The following is a 25,323-nucleotide window of genomic DNA, read 5'->3' on the forward strand; positions in this document are numbered from 1 at the left end:
AACGGAAGGAGCCGGGAACAATGCGGGTACCGCAACGCCAGAAATGCCAGACAACGCCGCACGCCACGCAAACCGGCAAGTGGCGTCAACCTGCCGGACAGGCGGCAGAAAGCAGGCGGCGGTAACCTGCCGGGCAGGCAGCACACGGCAGAAAGCGGGCGGGCAGCAATCCGTCGGGCAGGCGGCAGCATCGCGCATCGAGAAGATTTCATGTACATACAAACAGCCCACAACGGCCGCAGATGCACACACCGGCACGGCGGCAGTCCCCGGCACAGGGAATCGGAGATCGCTTCGGAACCGTGCAGACTCGGCTCCGGCAAAAATCATGCAGGCAAACAGGTACTATCCACAGAGATACCGGAAATCCTCCGAATAAGGGAAATACAGCGGATGTTCACAAATTATCATAAAAAAAGAGCTGAAAAAAGTTGTATTTTAAAAATCTATGTATAAATTTGCAGTAGGCGTTAATGTTCATACATTATTAAAAATGTTCAACTATTAATCAACCAACCCAAACCACACTAACCTAAACTACTGAACCATGCAACATTTCTATCCAATCATCCATGCCGGCCGGCGACCCCGGCACAGGCTATCGGGCATTATGAGAGGCGGTTTTGTCCTGGTGCTGTCGGCCCTGATGTTGCCGGCGGCGGCAAATGCGGCCGCGGAAAGTTCCGCAACAGCAACTGTCAACCCCCAAAATACAGGGGGGGGGGAAATCCGGCGTACGGTATCGGGCATCGTCGAGGACACGCACGGGGCAGCCGTTGCGGGCGCTTCTGTCGTAATAAAAGGATCGTCACGCGGCACGCTGACCGACAACGCGGGACACTACGCACTCGAGGGGGTGGAAGACGGAGACTTGCTGGAAATATCGTTCCTCGGCATGCTGCCGCAGACCGTCAAGGTGGGAGCCGGGCGCACTTCGGTGGACGTAGTCCTGTCGGAGGACATGATCGGACTGGAGGATGTCGTCGTGACGGGCTATACCACGATGAAACGCAAGGACATCACAGGTTCCGTCAGCTCGATCTCGGCAGACCGTATCGAGCGTATTCCGGCCTACAACATCACCACGGCGTTGACCGGCATCGCCGGGATCCGAATGGACGGGGGTTCGATCCGCATACGCGGCACCCGCTCGCGCAATGCCAGCAACGACCCGCTGATCGTCCTCGACGGCATTCCCTACGACGAAACGCTGTCCTCGATCAACCCCGGGGACATCGAGTCGATCGACGTGCTGAAAGACGCGTCCTCGACGGCCATCTACGGCGCCCGCGGCGCCAACGGCGTTATCCTGATTACGACCAAACAGGCCAGACAGGGCAAGACGACGGTAACCTACGACGGGTTCGTGGGTGCAGGCGTCAACAACCGGGGTTCGCTCGACGTAATGGACGCCGACGAATACATCGCATTCCAGCGCGAGGCGAGCCGCGCGGCAGGCACCTGGCACAGCGAAGCCGACGACGCAAAGGCGTTTTTCGGGATCGAACTGGCCAACATGGGCAAGGTCGACAATGACTGGATGGGAAAGTATTTCAACAAGAAACGCCTGTGGACAAGCCACTCGCTGACCATTTCGGCGGCAACGGACAAAAGCGCCTACAAAATCGCATTCAACTACAAGAACGAAGACAGCCGCTACAAAAACGCGGGGCACGACCACTTTTACCTGACCGCAGACCTCTCGCACAAGGTGCTGCCGTTCCTCAAGGTAGGACTTTCGAGCCGCGCATACTACATCGTCAAGAACGACAAGCCGGACATGTTCAACCAGTTCCTGCACATGTCCCCGCTCACGCAGACCCGCAACGAGGACGGCAGCTACAACGTCTACCCCTTCGGCGACCCGTTCGTGAAGAACCCCTACATGAACGAGAGCGACGACGTATATAAGGACAAGACCGAGGAGTGGAAACTCTTCCTGCGCTTCTTCGCCCAGATCGACCTGGCGAAGGGGCTCACGTTCAATACCAACTTCGCATACAGCCCCGCCTTCTCGTCGCGCGGCTATTACTACGACAACCGCTCGGTATCGTATACCGACGAGCGCAACGTGGCCTTCATGCACAACAACCGCAAGGCCGACTGGGTCTGGAACAACGTGCTCAGCTACAAACGCCAGTTCGGCAGGCACAATATCGACCTGACGGCCGTCTATGAAATGCAGAACCGCCAGACGGTCAACGCATCCATGTCGGGCAAAGACCAGGAATCGCCCGCCTACCTGTGGTACAACATGGGACGCCTGACCGATTCGAAAAGCCTGTCCTCGGGCTTCGTCCGCAGCCAGATGGTTTCGGTCGTCGGGCGCGTGCAATACTCCTACGACGACCGGTACATCGTCACCGCGTCGTTCCGCGAGGACGGTGCGTCGCAGCTCTCGCCGGGGCATAAATGGGCATTCTTCCCTTCGGGGGCCATCGCGTGGCGCATTTCGGAAGAGCCCTTCCTCAAGGACGTGGAGTGGATTTCGAACCTCAAGCTGCGCGCCTCGTACGGCATGACGGGCAACTACTCGATCGCGGCCTATGCCACGGCAGGTACGCTGCACGGCAAATACGCCAATTTCAACGGCGGTGAGCTGCACCGCCCGGGGCTGGAGCCCGAAACCCGCCCGACGCCCGACCTGGAGTGGGAGCGCAACAAAATGCTCGACATCGGCCTCGACTTCGGGTTCCTCAAGGGACGTATCCACGGCACGATCGACTATTACGATTCGAAGAGCTACGACCTGCTCTACCTCAAGGTGCTGCCCTATACTTCGGGCTTCAACCGGGCGTGGACGAACATCGGCGACACCCGCAACCGCGGCTGGGAGGTAAGCCTCTCGACCGTCCCCGTGGAAACGAAGGACTTCCACCTGGGGGTGAACCTCTCGTATTACCGCAACAAGGAGGAGCTGGTACGCCTGCAGGATCCCAAGATGAAGGAAGACATCAACAACGGCCTGTTCGTAGGCTATCCGGTCAACGGCGTACACTATAATTACAAACAGGTAGGCATCTGGCAGGAAAACGAAGCCGACCTGGCTGCGATCTACGGACAGAAACCCGGCGAGGTCAAGGTCGCCGACCTGGACGGCAACGGCAAGATCGACGGCAACGACCGCACGATCCTCGGCACGACACGCCCCGACTGGGTCGGCGGCCTGCAGATCAATGCGGAGTGGAAGAACATCGACTTCTCGGTCGACGTATACGGCGAGTTCGGCTCGCTGGCCCACGACGGCCGCAGCACGAGCGAATGGGCGAACCAGCTCGGACGCTGGAACACCTACAAGATCGACTACTGGACACCCGAAAAACCTTCCAACCGACATCCACGCCCGGTCGAAGGACAGTCGATCAAATACCTCGACGCCACGGGCTACTACAAGAACAGCTACGTAAACATCCGCAACATCACGCTCGGCTACACCCTGCCCCGGGCATGGATGGGGCGCGTGGTGAAGAAGACGCGCTTCTATGTGACCATGAACACCCCGTGGCGTTACAGCCAGTTCCAGAACACGGGCGGCATCTCGTGGTGGGAGTCGTTCTATATCTTCGGCGCGAATGTCCAGTTCTAACTTAAAATCCGAAAACCAGACCATGAAAAAGATATTCATCCTGTTTGCGGCGGCACTTACGATAGGGCTGACCGGATGCCAGAGCTTCCTCGAAGAAGAAACCTACGGGTCGACGACCGAGATATTCAAGGAGGAAAACGGCATCAAGGCGCTGGTATACCAGAGCTACACCAAGATCAACAACCTCTACGGCGGCGACGGACAGTGGCCGCTGATGACCGAGCTGGGGACGGACATCTACCTGCGCGGCAAGAACCAGGGCGATGTGGGCCTGTGCGACTACTACGGGCTCGACGCCACCAACGGCAATGTGGCATGGCTGTGGAACCACTGCTACAAGGCGCTGTTCAACATCAACCTGTTCTTCGAAACGATCGACCAGACGCCCTTTGCCGACGAAGACGAAAAGAGCCAGTTCAAAGCGGAGATGTATGTCATGCGGGCCCTGTTCCTGTGGATCGTCACCGAGACGTGGGGCGACAGCTACCTGCCGATGACAACCGACGAGACCGAGGGCACCGAAGCCCGCCGTTCGCCCCGCGCGAAGTTCTACGAAGAGATCATCGGCGCACTCGAGACGGCCATCGGGCTCTTCCCCGACACGCGCACCACGGAATCGGGGCGCATCGACATGCCCGCAGCCAAGGCGCTGCTCGCACGCATGTACCTTTACAACGAACAGTGGGACGAGGCCGCAGACATGGCATCGCAGGTGATCGGCCACTACGGGCTGGAGCTCTGCCCCTCGCTCAAAGACCTGTGGGCCGACGACAAGACCAACAACGAATTCATCTGGACGACGGAATTCACCGAGGACGACGCCTTCCGCCAGGCCAACGGCTACTGGTCATGGTATGCCATGTATATCGACCGTTTCCCGGGCGTGCAGACCATGCTCAAATGGACGGGCTACGGCGGCTGCCAGGCGATCCCCTCGACCTACTTCATGGATCTGTTCGACCGCGACGCCGACAAACGCTGGAGCGACCTGCACCAATGGGTATGGTATTACAACGACCCGGCCGACGACCGTTCGGCCTTCCCGCTCAACCAGTGGCGCGAATACATCGACACGGCGCTCTACCTCTGTCCCGACGTACTGCCCGTCGAGGAACACAAGCGCATGGAAAAGACCTTCACGGTATTCGACCGCAACGACATGTTCGACGCCGACGGCATCCCGCAGGATCGCTGGACGTTCATCGGCATGACCAAGTTCTACGACCACACCCGGCCGGGCAACATGTCGGAGCTGTCGGATCGCAGCTACCCTGTGATCCGGCTGGGCGAACTTTACCTGATCCGTGCCGAGGCGCGTATCCGGAGCACGGAGAACCGCGACCTGAAGGGTGCCGCCGAGGACATAACCCAGCTGCGCAAACGCGCCGTCAACCACGAAAAGCCCGAATACGAAGAGGCCATGAAGGTCACCGAGGAGGACATGACACTCGATTTCATCCTCGAGGAACGCGCCCGCGAGCTCTTCGGCGAGTGGCAGCGGCGGCTCGACCTGAAACGCTTCGGCAGGCTCATCGACCAGGTGAGGATCTACAACCCCGATGCAAAGGACAACATCAAGGAGTACCACGTCGTACGCCCCATCCCGCAGACGCAGTTCGACGGCATGCCCGACTGGAGAACCCTGGGACAAAACGAAGGATATTAAACACCTAATGCAGTAAACGACCATGAAAACCATACTGAAAAAGATCGCAACCCTGCTCTGCGCGGCACTGGTATTGGGCGCATGCAGCGACGACGACTATTCCGAAGCACATCAGACGCTCATGGCATTGATCCGCCAGGCGGAATCGCTCGTCGAAGAGTCGACGGAAGGGATCGAAGAGGGCGACACGGCCCCCGGATCGAAGAAGGCATTGCAGGCCCGCATCGACCAGGCCTATTACATCATGCACAACACCTCGCGGGACGAAGGCTACCGGAACGCCTGCAAACAACTCGAAGAAGCGATAAAAGCCTTCCGGGAGAACATCGTCAAGGCCGGAATCCCCTATTTCAACGCCGGGTCGAAGATGAACCTCGGGCCCGCAGGCGACTGGGATCTCACGGAAGAGCTGACGTGGGAGATGAAAATACGTTTCGACGAATTCGCGGCGGGCGACCAGAACGTCATCTCGTGCGAACAGGGCAAGGGTGCCATCATGATCCGCAACAACGGCGCGAACCTGCAGTTCTACGTCAACGACGGGAGCTGGAAGGGCGGCACCTGCTGCACGATCGAGCTGAACAAGTGGTACCACCTCACAGCCACGTACAAGGCCAACGACAAGATGCACTTCTATCTGGACGGACGGCTGGTAAAGAGCTTCGCGTGCGGCAAGGCCATCGTGGAGCCGACCTGCAACCTGCAGCTGGGCACCGCCCCCTCCTACTCGAACCGCTACATGCGCGGCAACATCCAGCACGTTTCGATCTGGGCGGACGTCCGCACCGAGGCCGAGGCCGCAGCCGATGTGGCATGCGACTTCTCCGGGACTGAGGAAGGGCTGAAAGCCTACTGGCCGCTGACGCTCAACGTCGGCTCGGAGATCACCGACAAGACCGGAAGGCATGTGGCAAAAATGACCGACATAAAGTGGACTGACCCCGAATAACCCAAAAATTCCGATATGAAAAGACACAAACATTCCATCCTCGCCGTACTGGCGGCCCTGCTATGGGGCAGCCTGTCGGCAACCCCCTACCGGCCCGTATGGGAAATCGGCCGCAAGGACGGCTCGGCCGCCGAGTTCGCGCTGTACGACGGCGCGTATTCCGACCTTCTGGGCCGGTTCCCCGGCGCGGCGGCCGCGTACGACGTAGGGCGCAGCACACCGGGAGAAATCCCCTACATCCTGCCCGGGCCCCAGGACGGCTGGGCCGGCAACGGCAACGGATCGCTGCTGATCCGCTTCGGAGCCGATGCGCAAGCCTCCCGGGCGGAGATGCGGCTGACACTCTACCTGGTCGAATCGCAGGCCTCGTCACCCCCGACGATCGAAATCTCCGCAGGCGGGTTCCGCACCTCGGTGCAGGCGCCTGCCGGGGACGACATCAACTACCCGGATACCAAACGCACCTCGGCACGCGGCCTTGCGATCGAGGCCCTATTGCCGGCCGGGACATTCGGCGCCGGGGAAAACCTCCTCACGATCCGCAACGCCGGCGGCAGCTGGCTCGTCTGGGACGCCATCGTCCTCGAAGCCGACCGCAGCGTGAAATGCACACGCCCCGGCGACGGCATCGCGCTCATCGGAAGCCACGCGCAGCCGGGGCTGATTTACGGCCGCACCGAAGGGGAGCTGCTGCACCCGGTGACGCTGACCCTCGTCAACTGGGGCAAGCCCCAGCGTGCCGGATGGAACTACGACGGCAAACCGGGCGGGACGGTCGGACTGTCTCGCGGGATAAACACCGTCGAGGTCAACATTCCCGAAGGGTACGAAGGCCGCACGGTGGATTTCGAAGTGCATCCCAACCGCGGGAAAGCCCTGTCGGCAGCGGTGGAAATCGCCCCGGCGGACAAATACACCGTCTACCTGGTGCAGCACACGCACACGGACATCGGCTATACCAAACCGCAGACCGAAATCCTCACCGAGCACCTGCGCTACATCGACTATGCCGTGGAATACTGCGACCTGACGGCCGACTACCCGGACGACGCGAAGTTCCGCTGGACATGCGAAGCCTCGTGGCCCGTACGCGAGTGGTTGCGCATACGTCCCAAGGCACAGGTGGACAAATTCATCAGGTACGTCATGGCAGGGCAGATCGAGGTGACGGCCATGTTCTTCAACATGTCCGAGCTGTCGGGCGAGAACAATTACAAGACGTTCCTCGAGCCCGTGGCCCGGTTCCGCGAATTGGGGCTGCCGGTCGAAACGGCCATGCAGAACGACGTGAACGGCATCGCATGGTGCCTGGCGGACTATCTGCCCGACCTGGGCGTGAAATATTTTTCGATCGGATCGAACAACCACCGCGCCCTCATCCCGTTCGACCGCCCGACACTCTACCGCTGGGAATCCCCGTCGGGCAAGGGGCTACTGATGTTCCGCAGCGACCACTACCATACCGGGAACTCGTGGGGCATCCACACGGGCGACATGGCCCGCCTGGAAGACGGCGTATTCGGGTACATCCGCAACCTCAAACGCACGGGTTACCCGTTCCCGGTCATCGCCGTGCAATACTCGGGATACCTGACCGACAACTCGCCCCCGTCGATGCGCGAGTGCGACCTGATCCGCGCATGGAACGAACGCTACGCATGGCCGAAGCTACGCAGCGCCACGGCACACGAATTCCTCGGGCGCATCGACTCCCAGTACGGCGACAAGCTGCCCGTATACCGGGCCGCCTACCCCGACTGGTGGACGGACGGGTTCGGGTCGGCGGCACGCGAGACGGCGGCCTCACGCAAAACGCAATCCGACCTGGTCGCCATCGAAGCGATGCTCTCGATGGCCCAAATGGAGGGGACAGGCCAGAGCGGCGGGACACACGAAGAACTGCGCCGCATCCACGAAAACCTGCTCTTCTACGACGAGCACACCTTCGGGGCCGCGGAAAGCATCTGGAACCCCGGATGCGAGAATTCTCAGGTACAGTGGGCCGAAAAGGGCTCCTACGTATGGGAGGCACTCAAAAGCACCCAACTGCTCTATGAAGATGCCATAGGCCGCCTACAAGGCGCCCTCTACCGCTCGACGCACCCGACGCTCACGTTCTTCAACCCGCTCGGCTGGGAACGCTCGGAACTGACGACAGTCTACATAGACTTCGAACTGATCCCGGCAGACCGCGAGTTCCGGATCGTCGATGCTGCCGGGAAAGCCCTGCGCGTACAGCCCATCCGCTCGCGCCGCGAAGGACGCTATTACGCCATCTGGGCGGAAGGAATCCCCGCCATGGGCTACAAGACCTTCGAAATCGTACTCGGCGACGGCAAGGCCGCCGAACCCCGCCGCACGGAACTCCGGGACAACAGCCTCGAAAACGATTTCTACCGGATCGTCTTCGACCCGGCTTCGGGGACGATCGCCTCGCTCTACGACAAGGAGCTGGGACGGGAGATGGTCGACCCGGACTCGGAATGGAAGCTGGGGGCTTTCATCTATGAATCGCTCAACGGCGACCGCCACCAGATGGAACGCAAAGTATTCGACAATTACCGGCGCTCTTCGCTCTCCGACGTACACTGCCCGGGCGTTACGTCGGGCGATATTTACCAGAGCGTCCGCTTCACGGGCAAAGCCGAGGGATGCGACGAAAAATTCGGCGTGCAGGTCGAAGTACGCCTGTATAACGACGTGAAACGCGTGGAGCTCGGCTACGATTTCATCCGCAACCCCGAAACCGATCCTTCGGCGATCTACGTCGCCATGCCGTGGCTGCTGGAAAATGCGAAACTCACGTTCGACGTACCGGGCGGCGTAGTCCGTTCCGGCGAAGACCAGATCCCCGGCACGAGCGCCTCGTGGAACACCGTGCAGAATTTCGTCGCGGCACGCAACGACGACGCCCAGATTCTCGTAAGCGGCAGCGAGGTGCCGCTCTACCTGCTCGGGAAACTGCTCGACGACCCTTATCGCCAGCCCCGCACCTATGAAAAGCCGCATGTCTTCCCGTGGCTGATGAACAATTACTGGACAACGAATTTCCGCGCTTCGCAGGAAGGGGAATTCAAGTGCGGATTCGTCATCAGCTCAACCCGGGACACCTCCAACACGGCCGCATCGCAGTTCGGCTGGAGTGCACGCATCCCGCTCTGCACCCGCGTAATGCCGGCCGCCACTGCGGCCAACGGCAACGCCCGCGACCGCTCATTCCTGCGCAGCGGATGCAGCCATGTGCTGATCACGTCATGCACCCCCGCGGCCAGCGGAGAGGGCATCCTGATCAACCTGCGGGAAACCGACGGGCAGGCAGGCACCCTTACCCTGCTCGACGCCTCGGGACGCGAACTGCCCTTTACGGCGGCCGATGCGACAGGGCGTCCGCTGGACGGCCGAAGCGTCACTTCGCTGGCGCTGAAACCCTATGAAAACAGGTTCGTCATCCTGAAATAGGCGGGAAAAGACTACGGCGGGGAATTTCACCCGAACCGCCCTCCGCAAAGACAGGCTGCACCCGATTCCGGTGCAGCCTGTCCTGTATCCAAGGCTTTTACAGGCAGGTATCCGGCGGCTCACGTCCCGGCAACGGCAATGCCACTGTCTATCACCCGCCTAAAAATCAATGTGGTTTTCGATGTACGATTTTCAGGTTCACAAATACAGCGATCGGAGCTATAAAAACAATATCCATTGCATAGGGTGTTAAAAGTACCTGAATTATTTGTATACGAATAAAAAATTGCTAAATTTGTGTAGAAAAAATATGCAACCGATGATATGTATTGACGATTGGTTGCAACTGTTTGTCGATTCAGAAAGGGTCAAATAATTAAACGACAGATAAACAGTCGGGAACGCGTAGCAATAAATGCGCGATTCCTGACTTGTTTGTATTATGTCGTTCCGATTGACCCTCGGCTGAATCATAATTACGGCAGTCCGGTTTCGCGCACTTTAAAGGATATCAACAAAAAAAGTGCAAAAGATATGAAAATAGGAACCCAAACCGACAATCGGGCATTAAACTCAGGGGATCACTTTCTGTTCCACCCCACAGGCCGTTCATGCCCCGCCACAGGCAGACTATTGGATTTTTTCGACATAATTGCTGATGACACCACATATCTGAAGTCGAGCAGCCCCGCTTTAAAAAGACAAGCAAAAAGAAAAAGCACTTGCCACCTATCAGGCATTGGCTGTTCCACAGAAAATAAGCAACGGCAGTTCTCTAATCAAAACAGGAATAGCAGAATATTCACCATTCTATTATAAACCGAAATCGGAAATAACATGGCGGGGCGGTACAGAATACACCTATAATATAACCATCGAAGGCAGCACGCTTTCCGTTACCACAAGGACGAGCATCTGCCGGAGCACTGCTGGAGCAGCTTCCGGTTCGGGCTGCGTAACGTTTATTGCACAATAAAATGGCAAAAGATGCTGCTAAAAGCGACTTCTGTACGTCCGGACGGCACACCGGCGGATAAGGATGCGAGCACCAATAAATCTGAATTTCCGTACTATGCCTCTAATGGCATGCCATTTAAAGGTGAGGTGTGTGTTAAGTTTCTGATTTGATTTATCTATTCGGTGTAAAGCCGTGCTCAGAACATTGAATAGTCGAGATGACATAACAAAAAGCGGGCTTTGGAAAGAGTCCGATCATAAATATAAAAAGTAAGAAAATGATAAAACGTATCCTGACATATTACGCCGAGCGTCTGGAGGAATACCTCTCCCGCCTGCACCGCCAGCCCGAAGGACTCGCCACCGTGGGGCTTATCGGTTCTGCCGGAGAGGAATGCCCCAACAAGGTGGTCATTTCGCTGGTCAACCTCGAAAAGGAGACTTCGGGCGACATGACGTATATGCAGCGCAGCGGCAGCGGATTCGTCGGCAAGGGAGCACCGCTGATGATGAACATGCACGTCATGCTGGCGGCAGTCTATGACGGCAAACGCTATGGGGAGTCCCTCTCCGTCCTCTCGGAGACACTGGCGTTCATCCGCTCTACGCCGAAGTTCCAGGTAGACGGATACGTCTATACGATGGAAATCGTGCCGATGTCCACCATGGATCTCCACAATATCTGGACGACCATGGGCGGGCAGTACTATCCGTCGGTAATCTGCAAGCTGCGCGGGCTGGCCATCGACTCCTCCGAGATTATCTCCAGCGGAAGCATGGCTGGAGAAACAAGTGTAAAGACGTAAAACAAGACATATATGGGAACCTATCGTCCGTTATACAACATCCGCATAGAGCACGAATATTTCGATGGGAACATCTGCCGTGCCATGCAGTGCCGAATATCCCCTTCGGGACAGGCATTGTGTCATCGTCGCGGTCTGTTGTTCCGCCAAACCGGAACGAACGAATGGACGATACTGTATGATGATGCAGGTGCGGGCGTTGACACCCTTTCCGATGTGTTGGCATTGGAACTGGTGATGGCCGACCCTGCATTTGTGCTCTATACGCAGTGGAACGGTTTCCAGCCGTCCTCAGCCTATCGGCTGGAGCTTCCGGTCGGGCAGGAAACGCTGGAAGCGACGGGCGCCATCGTGGAGCAGTCTGCCAATCGGCAGATAGGAAAGGGATTCTGCACGGTACTGCTCCGCCTGACAGAAGAGGTATTCTCCTCTGCCAAGGCGGGAACGCCGGAGACCGCCTGTCTGCAGTTCCATGTCCCCGAATACCGGTGGGAATACCTTTTCGTCTCCCGTGGCGGCGAAAAATTCTCTCCGGAAAAACTCCGGCTGGAGGAATGCGGCGGCAAACTGACATTCGGGCCGTTCGAGGCGGCGGCCGAATATGGCAGGGAAGTGCTGCGTACCGTTTCCCTCGAAAGGATTCCCCTGCGGAAACAGTACGGGTTCCGGCTCCGTCTGACATCCGTCACCGAAGGAGACAACCGCCCCAGACAGGTGTTGCTGCGCAATGTGGCACTGCCCAAGCCGGGCGTTTTCCTGAGCAAAGCCCCGGAGTTACTCCGGCAGTTATGTTATTTTTAGATTGTAATCCATTACATATAACCCGATTGTTAAACCATTAAAACACTAAAACGCATGGCATCAATGAAGACACCCGGTGTTTACATCGTGGAGAAAAGCGCCTTTCCCAACTCAGTAGTCGAAGCCCCGACCGCCATCCCCGCTTTCATCGGCATCACCGAAAAAGCCGTGAACGGTGCGGACACGCTAAGTGGCAAACCCTGGAAAATTACATCGATGACGGAATTCCAACAGTATTTCGGCGGAGCACCGGCTCCGGAGTTCAGGTTGTCCGTGGTGGACTATCCGGAAAAGGATGCATCGAAAACATTCTACGGCATCCCCTCTCCGGACAAGAGCAAGCTCTTGCGGGTGGAAGCTCCGGAAGTGACATTCTCGCTCTATTACCAGATGGTGATGTTCTTCGCCAACGGCGGCGGTACCTGCTATATCGTTTCCGCAGGCACTTACGACCAGAAGAGCCTGATTGACAAGGAGAAAGTCGTCGCGGCACTTACCGCCTTGAAGAAGGAGCAGGAAATCACGATGGTGCTCGTCCCCGAAGCCGTGTCGGTGGATGAGTGCAAGGACATCCAGACCCAGGTGCTGGCACACTGCGGCGAGATGATGAACCGTTTTGCTATCCTTGACGTGCAGCCGAAAGCAAAAGAGAACGAGGTGATGTCGGAACAAATAGAGATATTCCGCACGAATGTCGGGGCAAACTTCCTCTCATACGGTGCCGCCTACTACCCGTGGCTGAATACCTCCGTGCTCTCCGACAAGGAAATAGACGGCACGGTGCTGACATGGGATTACAACGCTGCCGCTCCCGACCTGTCGGCGTTCTTTGACCCGAAATCAGGCTTCCCGAAATTCTTCGCCGATTCTTTTGCAGAAATAGCTAAGGGCAAGAAAATCGTAAGACCCGCACAACTGGACGACACGGGGGCGGAAACAGCTCCGGCAGAAACGGCTGATTATACTTGGGATGAACTTGCCGCCATGAAGAACAACCTGCACAACGCCCTGTTGCAGAATCTTCCCGGTTATCAGTACATCGTGAACAAAGTAAGGGAAAGGCTGAACCTGCTTCCTCCTTCGGCGGCCATGGCAGGACTATACACGATGGTGGACAACACGCGCGGTGTATGGAAAGCCCCCGCAAACGTGTCCGTGAACTACGTGAACAGTCCGACCGAGAATATCGACAACGCCCTCCAGGAAGACCTTAACATGCCGATGAACGGCAAGGCGGTCAACGCCATCCGCTCCTTCACCGGCGAGGGTATCAAGGTATGGGGTGCCCGTACATTGGACGGCAACTCCCAGGACTGGCGTTATGTGAACGTACGCCGCACGATGATATTCCTTGAAGTGTCCTTGAAGAACGCAGCCAAGGCATACGTGTTCGAGCCGAATGTGGCATCCACCTGGATGAACATGAAGTCGATGATGGACAGCTTCCTGCGCAGCATATGGAAACGCGGCGGACTGGCAGGCTCCACCCCGGAGGAGGCCTACGAGATTCATGTGGGACTGGGCGACACAATGACCGGCGACGACATACTGAACGGCATCATGCGCATCACCGTGCTGGTGGCCATCACCCGTCCGGCGGAATTCATCGAAATCACCTTCCAGCAGCAGATGCAGAAGAGCTGACGGCAATAATGTATTGATCTTGAATTCATTAACAAACAATTAAAACATAAAAGATTATGGCAGACGAAAATGGAGCTGCACAGAGCGCTCAGACATGGCCCGTACCTGAATTTCATTTCAGCGTGGATATAACGGATGTGGGAAAAATCTCCTGCAAGGAAGTATCGGGACTCGATATCGAGTTCGACGTGATTGAATACCGCTCGGGCGACATGCCGGGCTTTACCAAGGTGAAGATGCCGGGCTTGCGCAAGAGCGGCGATGTAACCCTGAAGAAAGCAATGTTCAAGGATGACAAGAAACTATGGGACTGGATCAACCAGGTGAAGATGAACATCATCAAACGCGGAACCGTGACCGTTGCCCTGCTGGACGAGGCAGGAAGTCCGGTACAGAGCTGGAAACTGACCAACGCATGGCCGAAAAAGTACACCGTGGAAGGCTTCAAGGCCGATGGTAATGGTGTATCTATGGAAACGATTGTGTTGGCACATGAAGGAGTGACACCGGCATAACCTTGAAAACGTTGAGATATGGCTCCTGACAGCAAGACATGGAAACCGCCGGTAGCATTTCACTTTCAGGTGGAATTTCAATGGGAGGGCAACAAGGCATCCGCCTCTTTTGCAGAGGTGGATGGCCTTGGTCAGGAGCTTGTGTTTGAAAACGGGAAAGACCAGGCAGGAATAAGACTCCCGGAAGATGTCAGGGTAAACGATTTGGTGCTGAGGCGTGCGCTTGAAGCTATCAATGAGAAAATCACCGCATGGGTGAAGAATACATTCCGGTTCAAATATGGGGCAAAAATAAAGCCGTGCAACATGACCGTTACTCTTCTTGATGAAAAGAATAAAATAGCTGCAAGCTGGATTTGCACACGTGTCATTCCTGTAAAATGGTCTATGGCTCCACTGAATGCGTCGGAAAGCAAAATAGCCATTGAAACGATAACCTTGAAATACGAAGAAATAAGGAGGAGCAAATAATGCCGATAGTCATAAAGGAAATACATGTTAGCACTGTAGTGGAGAAAAAAGTCATTCTTCCCGAAGAAATCTCTGAAAGGACTTACGAACGCCTCAAGCAAAAGGTGGTGGAGGAACTTTCGGAACACGGCGCGGGCATTCGTGCAGAAAGAAGAAAGAAAGAACGTTGAACAACATTGAACCGGTAAGATGGAAAAATTGAAATTCACGGCATATACCGATGCAAAGTATAGGAGCAAAATAGGTGATGACTATACGGTATTGATGGATCCAGACACCCTACAGTTCGGGAAAGAAATCGTGTATCGTGAGGACAGACAGCTTGGTGCCATAGGCGGGAATACCCGGTTCGAACGTTACAAACCGGAAAACCTTTCATTCAAGATAACCGTTGACTGTACGGGCATCATAGAGGGAACCGGAGATAATGACAAGGTATATAACAAGATACAGGAGTTGGAGAAGTTGCTGTATATATATAACAGTGACGGACACCGTCCCTCTTACGTCCTTATCCAATATGTCGAACTGCTGTTCAAAGGCCAGATAAAGAAGATGGATGTGAAATACACCTTGTTCAGCAACAGCGGTGTTCCGCTCCGTGCCTCTGTCGAGTTGACCTTTACGGGCTTCCGGTGCAGTGAGGAGGAACGTAAGAAGTTCCACAAGCAGTCGCCCGACATGTCCCGCCTTATCACCGTCAAGGAGGGGGAAACGCTTCCTTACCTGTGCCACAAGATTTACGGGGATTCCCTGCTGGTGCGGCAGGTGGCAAGGTTCAACAACCTGAACAGTTTCAGAAACATACCGGCAGGAACGGAACTCCTGTTTCCGCCACTAAAAAAGGAATAGAAGAAAGGGGGAAATATATGGCAGACTCACCGTCAAAATATGCAGGCCGCAACCTTGCGTGCAAAGTCTTTTGCAACGGCAAGGCATTGGGGGACGCCTTCGAACTGGTGTCGGCTCATGTCCGCCTGGAGCTGAACCGCATCGGCAAAGCCACCCTGCGTTTCAATGCCGGAGACATGGATAAGCAGACTTTCGACGAATCCGACTCTGACAGTTTCAAGCCGGGCACTGCTATCCGTATCGACGCAGGCGAACTGAATGACTTGAAGACTTTGTTCGATGGCATCATTCTGGATACGGGCATACGCATCGGCAAGGGACACCGTTCCCTGATGACGGTGGAATGCCGTGATAACGCCTACGCTGCCACACAGGTGCGCAAGAACCGTATCTTCGAGAAGAAGAAAGACTCGGACATGATAGAGGAAGTCCTTTCCGCATATGGCAAGGTGTCGGCAGACAGCACGGACTACCAGCACCCCGATATGGTGCAATACTATTGTACGGACTGGGATTTCGCCCTCTCGCGTGCCGATGCCTGCGGTATGTTCATTCTCACCACGGGCAGCGACATCAAGGCATTCAAACCGACAGCGGGCGCATTGCCCGTGCTGACCGTCACCTACGGCAACGACCTGATAGACTTTGACGGCGGACTATCGGCAAGCGACCAGTTTTCGGGGTATGATGCCGTGTCGTGGAACCCTTCGGAACAGAAGTCCGTCAAGGAAAGTGCTTCCGTTCCCAAGCTGAACAAGCAGGGAGACCTGGAACCGGAGAACATAGCCGCAGCCGATAATATGCTGCTCCAAACCGATGCCCCTGCGGACAGCAAAGTGCTGAAAGTATGGGCAGACAGCATGGCATTGAAAGCCGGGCTTGCACGTTATCACGGTTCGTTCAGCTTCTACGGGGCAGCAGAAGCCGTACCGGGTTGCATCATCGAACTGAAAGGCTTGGGCAGGCGGTTCGGCGGCAACGCCTTCATCGGTTCGGTGGAGCATATCATCGAGCATAATGAATGGATTACCAAAGCCGGAATCGGCATCAACCCCGGCAATATCACAGACGAGCCGGATGTGGTAAGCCCCCCTGCGGCAGGCTTGCTGCCAGGCATGGAAGGGCTGCATACGGCGGTGGTGAAAAAACTGGACGGCGACCCACAGAAGCAGTACCGCATACAGGTGGAACTGCCGTGGATGGAGGGACAGGACAAACTGCTTTGGGCACGTCTCTCCACATTATATGCTACCAACGGTTCAGGCAGTTTCTGGCTGCCCGAACCGAACGATGAGGTATTGGTGGGTTTCGTGAATAACAACCCGGCCAATCCCGTCATTCTCGGCTCAATCTATGGTGAAAAGCACAAGCCGCCCTACGAATACGAGGCGGAGAACAACAAGAAAGCCTTGGTCACACGCCAGAAGATGCGCATCGAGTTCGACGAGGAGAAGAAAATCATAACGGTCTCCACCCCCGGAAAGAATACGGTGGAAATTAGCGATGACGGGAAGCACATCCGTCTGACTGATGAAAACAAGAATGAAATCATGATGGACAAGAACGGCATCACGCTCTCGTCCGCAAAAGATATTACGCTGAAAGCCAAAGGCAACATCACGATGGATGCCACGATGAAAATCAGCGGTACAGCCAAGCAGGATGTCAGCCTCGAAGGGCTGAATGTCAAGGTACAGGCGAAGGTGGGAGCCACCGTCAAGGGCAACGCCACAGCGGAACTCTCGGCAAGCGGCCAGACCACCGTAAAGGGTGCAATGGTGATGATTAACTAAATAGCAAATTATAAGAATTTAAGCAGATAGTATTATGCCGCCTGCTGCAAGAATAACAGACATGCACACCTGTCCGATGCAGACACCGGGCTTGCCACCCATCCCCCATGCAGGCGGCCCGGTCATAGGTCCCGGAGCACCTACGGTATTGATAGGCAAACTGCCTGCGGCAGTCATGGGTGATATGTGCATATGTACGGGACCGCCCGACAGCATCATCAAAGGATCGGCCACAGTGATGATTGGCGGCAAGCCTGCCGCACGCATGGGCGACACCACGGCACACGGAGGCGTAATAGTCGCCGGATGCCCCACGGTACAGATTGGAGGATAACAGTAAAACAATATAAAAAGAATAATGGTATGAGCAAGAGGAATTTATCAAGACTGATTTTCGGAGCATCGCTTCTGCCCCTCGCCGCTTGCTTGAAAGATGAAGCGACGGACGGTAATGCCACAGAACAGTAATTTCTAACCATTAAAAATTGAAAACCATGTACGAAGCAAAACAACATAAAGCTGCGGTTTCCCATAAGTTTTCCGTTACAGAGAAGAAAAGTGTACAACAATTACGAATGAATGACAACAGAGAAAGATCTGTACCGCAAAAAAAACGTGTACAGGGAAACCAGTCAATATCCGCACTTCAGTTTATTAAAAAATGCGACTTGCATAATGATATGGGACAAGAATTTAAGGCAAAACATATTGCAGAAGGCAGTGTTCTTCCTTCAATGCGAACAGAGGAAAATAACGCAAATATTCTTGAAGCAATTTACTATCACCGGGATAAAAAAGACCGTAAGCCAAAACACACTATGCTGTTTTGCACTTCCACTGTTCTTTGTGAGAATTTACTGAGTACCATAAATGATGCAGAAGATGTGTCTTATGGTAAACAATATATTTCGACAAATGAATATCCTGCCATTACGATTTTAAGAAGTTATAATGAACATGATGATAAATATTCAAGAGCTGAATTTGAATACGGCAACGCCAAGGTAAAAGTAATGGTCAAGAAAGAAGGTAATATACCATGCTTCGACCATCTTGTAGGGACTGAACCGCAATCTCTTCCTAATAAAATAAACTTAATTGGCTAAGACACCTTTCGTCGGTGATCCCGATCTGCTGAGGTAAATCTGAATTAAAGCAGTAGCCTCTGCGAAAGAGACAAGAAAAATATCTCGAAATTTCAAAATCGGATGATTATGTACGAAGCGAGACAAAATATAAATGTTTATCCACGCACTATTTCAACTGTGCGTAACAGATATAATCGCCCCCCTCAAGCAATTCAACGCCATGTATTCTTGAATGGTAAAGTTATAGGGATCGACAGGGCTCAGAAAGAATTTGAGCGCATGAAATTAGAATTGAATATAAAACAAATTACATTCCTGAAACACTTGATCGAATCTGATAAACATTACTTATTTAGCGAGTTGATAGGATTGCTGGGCATCGATAATAGAAAATGGAAATCTGCCGGCCCATCTAAACCGATTCGAGAAGATGACAGTCCGCCCCTGATGTATTATGGCGAATTACATACTATGTTCACATTACCGAAGGATGCCGCTGTAATAGAACAATATACAAAAGAAAAAAGATGTGCTATCAGTATTAGAGAAACCGGGCGAGAATCATTATCAAGGTTAGCACAAGGTGCTGGCACGAAGCCTCATTCGATATTGGACAAGTCGCTAAAGCCCAAAACAGCACCTCTGATTGCGGATAAAATGAATATCGGATATAAAAATAGAAGAGAAGCATTAAAAAAAGTTTTGAAGGAACTTGACTTGCCGAAAGAGATGTCGGGGATGGTTCCTCATTGGAGCAACGGAACAATTGATGGTTTCTATTTAACTCAGGAGGGCGTAGAATCATACAAGAAAGTTCCCCAAAAGAAGATTATACAAGCTGAGGGAACATACTTGTCTTTGGCCTCATGTAAGAATATAGGAAAAGACACCAAGAATGAAAAAAAACCAAGTTGGCATCGAAATTTTATAACAGGAGACTACGATGTGCATGATATTGTTAAATTTAGAAAGCTCAACAGACGCAATCAAAAAAGAATCGAGATAGGTTATCCAAGAGTTCCCAAAGCAAGTGATATGGACTCTGGGGAAAGACATGGAGACACAGGTATGTTGATGGACATTAATGATAAAATGGGATATAGTAACGACCAAAAGAGATTCCAGCATGGCGCTCAAGTCAATTTTAAAGATTTTGCAGAAAAGCACGGCGAGCCAATTATTGAGGCGTTATTACATCCTGATTTCCCAATAGCACTTTGCGACAGGGGAAATTGGTTTAAAATCTCAAATGAAAGGCAACTAAGAAGATGGTATATTTGGGCGAAATTAGGATACAAGTGGAATAAAATATGAAAATTCCGTCCCGGCGGATATGTTATCCGCTCTGGTCAAGAGTACAAGGATTCATAATCCGATAGGATAAAGGTGAAACAGGGATAAACGAACCGAAGTATCAACGCTGAAATCCAGCAACCATGTACGAAGCAAGCGAACATAAGGAATCTGTTGGAAATAAAATTCCCGACAATTTTGTGTCAACGGAGTACGACAACGGGTAGTGATTGAAGATGGAAGAAATGTCATATCAATCTATAATAATGTGACAAAACAATTCAGAGAAGAGATGATTGGATAAAAAATGGGATTGGCTGGTAGTTTAGAATTTGCAGGAGCTGGAAATGGTACAGGATTTCTTTCGGGAGGTTCTAAGGTGCTTTGCTTGGCGGGTTAACAGGAGGAGGAATAGAAGCTATAATAGGTGTTGTTGGAGGTGCTATTTTCCCCCGCATACAAGGATACGATTAAATGGCAATAACGAAAAACAATAATGATAATTATAGAACAGATATGAACGATAACAAAACATTCCTCGGTAACGGTTGGAGCTTCCCTCCGGCATTGGAAAGGGTCGGCACTCCTACCAGAATGGCTGCCTATGAAGAGAAGATACGCCAGAGCCTGTGGACGCTGCTGAGCATCTCACCCGGCGAGCGTGTCCACCGCTATGACTACGGCTGCCTTGTGCGGCGGTATGTGTTCGAGGCAATGGACATCTCCACGCAGACTTTGCTGCGTGAGGCAATAGAACATGCGGTGGTGATGTTCGAGCCGCGGGTGGACTTGAACCGGGTGGATTTCGAGGTGAACGACAAGGAAGGCATTCTGAATATCACTTTGGACTACACTATTCGGCAAACCAACAGGCGCACCAACATGGTCTATCCTTTCTACCTGAATGAAGGAACCGACCTTGCCGGGTTGTAAAGGATCAATAATTAAAGATACAAATCGCTCTTTGACATGCTGGGAAAAGAAAAAGGAATAATGAGAAAAAGCTGTACGGTTGATTAACAGACGGATAATTATAGTATCTTTATCTTTTCAAAAACGAAATAAACGGTATTGTGATGTTCTGCAAACGAAACGACGGAGTGAAGGGACATCTGCACACAGACGACAAGCCGCCGGTTCCAGCTGGACTTGGAACGGCACACCGCCAATACCCTCCGATAGAGGCGCACATATACCAAAGAAGCCATGGCCGCATCCTTATTACCGACGGTGCGGATATCTGTCATACCGGAGCCTCGCTGAAAGATCTCGGCAAGAAGATATTCGCCTTCTCCAAACTGGAAATACCTGCAACCGCCGTTACGGACTTACCGTAAGATTTATTATAACTCCATTATTCCGCTTCCCCTTTGCGACACAAGGCCGCACGAGGAAAGCGGTTTTCTTTTTTCCGGTATCGGACAAGAGCCTCCAATGATATGGTAATTTATAAACGATGTCATAATGGCAGAAAAGACGACATACGAACAGAAAGGCACGCTGCGGGAGGAGTGCATGCAGGACACCGCCATGCCGGACGGCTTCCGCCCCTTGGAGAGCGATTGGCGGGAGTTGCTGCGCTGGCTGATGTCGGTAAGCGGCAACCTACCTTACTATGACCGCACGGACAAGGAGAACGGCAGGCTGTCGTCATTGTGGGAGAACCATGTGCTGACGGTACTGGTGGACATCCTGCAAAAGGATGTGTGTGGCTATGTGGACTCCTTCGTGGACGGACGCGGCACCTCGGCCCAGACCGAATACACGAACGACCTGAAAGACAAGTTTACGGGATGGGCCTGCCGCCTGGGGAAATACATCGACCGGAGCCGCAGTCAGGCAACGGAAAGCCCTGCCGTGGAAGTGGCAGGACAGTTGCTCGAACAACTGGAGAAAGCCGTTCCCCGGAATACGGAACCCCGCCCAAAATCTTTCTTCACCCCGCTGAACGACATGAACCGGCCCTACTACGGAATGCTCGGCACGGTGGCGGACATACAGAAGAAAGGCGGCGAATACATTACACGTATTGAACAAAGCGGCGATTTGGATGCCTCGCTCGCCCTGCTGCTCACCTTCGTCAGAAATTATTGCGGTATCGCGGAACGCTTCAACGCCCGCTTCTGCAGTTGGGCGGAGTTCTACCGCCGGAATATCCTGCACGACACCCCGAAAACGGCGGTGCAGGACAGCACGCTCATCGTCATCGACCCGGACAGGAAGAAAATCACGGAAACCTTCCCGCTGCCGAAAGGCACGAAGTTCACCGCCGGCAAAAAGGCGGACGGCTCCGACCTGTGCTATGCCACCGCGGAAAAGGCATACATCATCCCGGCACGCATCCTTGCAGCATACGCCCTGTCGGCCAAAGGCAATCGCCTGCACATCACACCTCTTCTGAACAAGGAGCAGGAAAGCGCCTGCCCCTTGTTCGATGCCGCCAATCCCGCAGCCAGGGCATTGGAATACGGCTGGCTGCTTACTTCGCGCAGCCTCGTTCTGTCGGAGGGCAGACGCACCGTAACCGTCAGTTTCCGTCTGGCTACCCCCAAAGATACCCCGATGCCCGACCTTCCGGCATGCACGCCATTTATCCTGCAAATCAGCGGCAGCGAGGGCTGGGTGCAGACGACATATACACCGGACTACGGGCAAGAGACCCGTTCACTCCGGCTCACATTCACCTTGAGCGAGGGCGACGAGGCCCCGGCTGCCTGCACGGACGAACTGCACGGCATTACCACCGGACATCCGTCCCTGCGCATCCTGTTCGCCGACAGAGAACTGCCGCAGACACTGCGTATCGAAAGCATAACCGTTGCCACCGAAGTGACGGGCATCCACAACTTCACCCTTATCGGGGAGTCGGGGCAGCTTGACCCCTCGCAACCGTTCTACCCGTTCGGTTCGACGGGCGAACGGGACAACCGGCTGATTTTCGGCCACGAAGAAGCCGCCTTGAAAGAGATAACCGCCGTAACTCTGAACGGAGCCTGGACGAAGCTGCCCGAGAACGGTTTCGGCACGATATACAGGAACTACGACACCGGGCAACACGTCGATGAAAAGAGCTTTCTCGTGCGCTGCCAGTGGCAGGAGAACAGCCACTGGTACGAATGCTCCGGCTCTCCGCAACCGCTTTTCCACAAGGACAAAGAAGGCAAGCTCTCCGAGGAAGCCTCCTTTGAGCTTACGCTGAGGGGGAACACGGAGGCCAACAGCCTGACGCCCTACCGCCGTGACAGCAACGGCTTCTACCGCCTGACACTGGACGCTCCCGATATGGGCTTCGGCATGAACGCCTACTACCGCCTGTTCTCCGAAGTGATGATGCACAACGGACGGGAGAAAAAGAAGAATTGGAAACCCGTACCCGAACAGCCGCAAGTACCGATGCTTAGCGACGTGACTTTCGGCTACAAGTCCGAGGAAACGATTTGGCCGGGCGACGGCTGCCTGTACCGTTTCACGGGAATAAACGGTTATGAGCAATGCTTGTCCTCTTATGAACCGGCTCCGACATTCCAGCCCGAAATGGAATATCCCTCCCTGCTGGTGGGACTGGATGACATGGGCGACACGAACCGTGTACGGCTCTATCTCGACCTGCGCTATGCCGTGCAGGACTGGAAACCGGTCAGGGAACAGTCCGGTTGCGCCTTGACCATCGGCAGGTACATGGGAAACGGCATCTGGAAAAGAGTGCCGGAGGAGGAGGTGCTGTGCGAGGAAACGGACGGTTTGACCCGCAGCGGCTTCATTGAGGTAAGTGCTTCGGGAAAGGAGAAAGGGAACGGGCTGTGGCTGCGGTTCGCTTTCAAGGACGGAAAAGTTCCGGAAAGCACGATTGTGAACGGCATCTATCTGAACTGCTTCCGGGTAACGGCTGAAGACGGCGACGGCAACGCCCTGCCTGCCGGGACGATACAGGCTCCGGCAATGGCGGACAGCCGCATCCTCACCGTGACCCAGCCCATGCCGGGCAGCGGAGGCAAGCCTGCCGAGACGGAAGCGGACACGGGTGTCAGGCAGCGCATCCGCATCTCCTCACGCAACCGCGCCGTATGTGGCGGCAACTACGAGGAAATGATACTGGAACGCTTCCCCGAAATAGAAAAGGCATGCTGCATCCCGGATGCGGGAGAGGACGGCGGCGTACATGTCGTGGTATTCCCCAAACCTGAGAAGCGGAAATACCCGTCCCTGCCTGGATGGAAACTGTCGGAAATAGAGCGGTTCATTCGGAAATACGCCCCGCCGTTCGCGGCGATACATGCGTTCAACCCCGTGTACGAGCCGCTGAAAATAAGTTTCAAGGCGGTACTAAAACCGGACACATGCGACCCCGGCAGCGTGAAACGGCGCACGGAAAGGCGTATCCGCGTATTCTTCATGGCGTGGTATATGGACGGCAGGCTGCCGGATCTGGGTGTGCGGTATTCATGCGACGCGCTTCTGTCCCGCATCGTCAACGACGAGTGCATCGGCGATTTCATCTCGCTGGATATCACCACAGGAGACAGGACGTATCGCATAACCGGAGAAGGCGGCAGGGACGACCTGATGCTTTCCGCCGCGGGCGACTGCGGGGTGCTCTATGTGGAGGAACTCGACGTGAAACTGGTCAATGGCCGTTCCGGCGTGGGCGAAGCGGGAATCGGGACTGGGTTCGTGATAAGATAGGACTATTAAAAACAAGATACGATGGACAGCAGATACAGGGACAGGAAAACATTGAAATCGTACTTCCAGCGGGGAGACAGCCCCACGGAAGACCAGTTCGCCGAACTGATAGACTCCGTAACCAACATACACGAGGACGGGAAGGTGACAGCCACAGCCTCCGACGGCGTGCGCCTGTTTCCCGCGGGCAAGAGCGGCGTGGCAGCCACCGTCTTTACCGACGACCCCGACCAGGGCGGATCGGAACCGTTGTGGCGGATTGCTCTCGACGGCGAAAACGGCCTGAGAATACAGGATGACAAAGGCAAAACGGTGCTGACGATAGACCGCGACCGTAACGTCACCGTGGAGGGCACGCTGAAAGCGGCCGGATACCTCTCGGGGAAAGACGGGGAGGAAGAGAGTCCCGGCTCCGGCATCCTGAAGATAAAAGCCGACGGGTTGTGGCACGACCTGCCCGTGGAAGATGCGGCAGGACAACCGGCTGACAGATGCAGGATGTACCGCCTGTCCGTCTGTTACCTGAACAGGCATAGCCGCACGTACTCCGCATGTGAAGCCGTCGCCTCGCATTCACAAGGCCGGAAACGGCGTGTCCGTTCTTCCCGGAAACACTGGTGGGGCTGGTCTGGCCGTGTCAGGATACGCTGGCAACGCACGGGCGGGAAAATCCGTCTCCAGATAAGAAGCCGGTGGACAGAGAGCGGTGCGGAGGCCATCTACTGCCGTATCGAAACCCTCTGGGAATTATAGGAGACCG

19 protein-coding genes and 1 pseudogene are annotated in these 25,323 nt (G+C 54.6%); all 20 read left to right on the forward strand.

The window, feature by feature from the left end; translation table 11 throughout:
• Nucleotides 1–610 precede the first annotated feature (610 nt).
• Nucleotides 611–3,586 carry a SusC/RagA family TonB-linked outer membrane protein gene (locus B3C38_RS07745; protein ID WP_286726535.1) on the forward strand — a complete coding sequence of 992 codons (2,976 nt, stop codon included), beginning with the start codon at nt 611–613 and terminating at the stop codon, nt 3,584–3,586.
• 22 nt (nt 3,587–3,608) lie between these two features.
• Nucleotides 3,609–5,252, forward strand: a complete 1,644-nt coding sequence (locus B3C38_RS07750) for a RagB/SusD family nutrient uptake outer membrane protein (RefSeq protein WP_032134298.1) — start codon at nt 3,609–3,611, stop codon at nt 5,250–5,252.
• 22 nt (nt 5,253–5,274) lie between these two features.
• Nucleotides 5,275–6,201 carry a LamG domain-containing protein gene (locus B3C38_RS07755; protein WP_286726538.1) on the forward strand — a complete coding sequence of 309 codons (927 nt, stop codon included), beginning with the start codon at nt 5,275–5,277 and terminating at the stop codon, nt 6,199–6,201.
• Between the two features lie 15 nt (nt 6,202–6,216).
• Nucleotides 6,217–9,660, forward strand: a complete 3,444-nt coding sequence (locus B3C38_RS07760; RefSeq protein ID WP_278809552.1) for a glycoside hydrolase family 38 C-terminal domain-containing protein — start codon at nt 6,217–6,219, stop codon at nt 9,658–9,660.
• Nucleotides 9,661–10,390: 730 nt separating this feature from the next.
• Nucleotides 10,391–10,636 (forward strand): annotated as a pseudogene (locus tag B3C38_RS12600) (fimbrillin family protein); the annotation flags it as partial.
• A 259-nt stretch (nt 10,637–10,895) separates the two neighbouring features.
• A complete protein-coding gene (locus B3C38_RS07765) occupies nt 10,896–11,423 on the forward strand; it encodes a DUF4255 domain-containing protein (protein WP_117508518.1) in 528 nt (175 codons plus the stop codon).
• 12 nt (nt 11,424–11,435) lie between these two features.
• The gene (locus B3C38_RS07770; protein WP_276791547.1) at nt 11,436–12,224 is read left to right on the forward strand and encodes a hypothetical protein; all 789 of its coding nucleotides are present in this window, start codon (nt 11,436–11,438) and stop codon (nt 12,222–12,224) included.
• Nucleotides 12,225–12,278: 54 nt separating this feature from the next.
• Entirely contained in the window at nt 12,279–13,868 is a 1,590-nt protein-coding gene (locus tag B3C38_RS07775; protein WP_276791546.1) for a phage tail sheath family protein, read from the forward strand.
• Nucleotides 13,869–13,924: 56 nt separating this feature from the next.
• The gene (locus B3C38_RS07780) at nt 13,925–14,383 is read left to right on the forward strand and encodes a phage tail protein (RefSeq protein WP_117508515.1); all 459 of its coding nucleotides are present in this window, start codon (nt 13,925–13,927) and stop codon (nt 14,381–14,383) included.
• A gap of 18 nt (nt 14,384–14,401) precedes the next feature.
• Nucleotides 14,402–14,854 carry a phage tail protein gene (locus B3C38_RS07785; protein ID WP_117508514.1) on the forward strand — a complete coding sequence of 151 codons (453 nt, stop codon included), beginning with the start codon at nt 14,402–14,404 and terminating at the stop codon, nt 14,852–14,854.
• A 38-nt stretch (nt 14,855–14,892) separates the two neighbouring features.
• Complete coding sequence (locus B3C38_RS07790; RefSeq protein ID WP_276791543.1) at nt 14,893–15,024, forward strand: hypothetical protein; 132 nt, start codon at nt 14,893–14,895, stop codon at nt 15,022–15,024.
• A gap of 19 nt (nt 15,025–15,043) precedes the next feature.
• On the forward strand, nt 15,044–15,706 hold the full coding sequence (locus tag B3C38_RS07795; RefSeq protein WP_117508513.1) for a CIS tube protein: 663 nt from the start codon (nt 15,044–15,046) through the stop codon (nt 15,704–15,706).
• A 17-nt stretch (nt 15,707–15,723) separates the two neighbouring features.
• Nucleotides 15,724–17,499: a type VI secretion system tip protein VgrG gene (gene vgrG, locus B3C38_RS07800; protein ID WP_276791540.1), complete on the forward strand. Its 1,776-nt coding sequence runs from the start codon at nt 15,724–15,726 to the stop codon at nt 17,497–17,499.
• Between the two features lie 34 nt (nt 17,500–17,533).
• Nucleotides 17,534–17,833, forward strand: a complete 300-nt coding sequence (locus B3C38_RS07805; RefSeq protein WP_117508511.1) for a PAAR domain-containing protein — start codon at nt 17,534–17,536, stop codon at nt 17,831–17,833.
• A 160-nt stretch (nt 17,834–17,993) separates the two neighbouring features.
• Nucleotides 17,994–18,605 carry a hypothetical protein gene (locus tag B3C38_RS07810; protein WP_141417950.1) on the forward strand — a complete coding sequence of 204 codons (612 nt, stop codon included), beginning with the start codon at nt 17,994–17,996 and terminating at the stop codon, nt 18,603–18,605.
• Between the two features lie 108 nt (nt 18,606–18,713).
• Nucleotides 18,714–19,901 carry a hypothetical protein gene (locus B3C38_RS07815; RefSeq protein ID WP_141417949.1) on the forward strand — a complete coding sequence of 396 codons (1,188 nt, stop codon included), beginning with the start codon at nt 18,714–18,716 and terminating at the stop codon, nt 19,899–19,901.
• A gap of 573 nt (nt 19,902–20,474) precedes the next feature.
• The gene (locus B3C38_RS07820) at nt 20,475–20,813 is read left to right on the forward strand and encodes a GPW/gp25 family protein (RefSeq protein ID WP_346987584.1); all 339 of its coding nucleotides are present in this window, start codon (nt 20,475–20,477) and stop codon (nt 20,811–20,813) included.
• 143 nt (nt 20,814–20,956) lie between these two features.
• On the forward strand, nt 20,957–21,217 hold the full coding sequence (locus B3C38_RS07825) for a hypothetical protein (protein WP_174760550.1): 261 nt from the start codon (nt 20,957–20,959) through the stop codon (nt 21,215–21,217).
• Between the two features lie 127 nt (nt 21,218–21,344).
• Entirely contained in the window at nt 21,345–24,563 is a 3,219-nt protein-coding gene (locus tag B3C38_RS07830) for a baseplate J/gp47 family protein (RefSeq protein ID WP_276791533.1), read from the forward strand.
• A 21-nt stretch (nt 24,564–24,584) separates the two neighbouring features.
• Nucleotides 24,585–25,316: a hypothetical protein gene (locus B3C38_RS07835; protein ID WP_022332788.1), complete on the forward strand. Its 732-nt coding sequence runs from the start codon at nt 24,585–24,587 to the stop codon at nt 25,314–25,316.
• Nucleotides 25,317–25,323: the final 7 nt, after the last annotated feature.

This window comes from Alistipes sp. UBA1686, assembly GCF_002320215.1.
GTDB classification, from domain to species: domain Bacteria; phylum Bacteroidota; class Bacteroidia; order Bacteroidales; family Rikenellaceae; genus Alistipes; species Alistipes onderdonkii.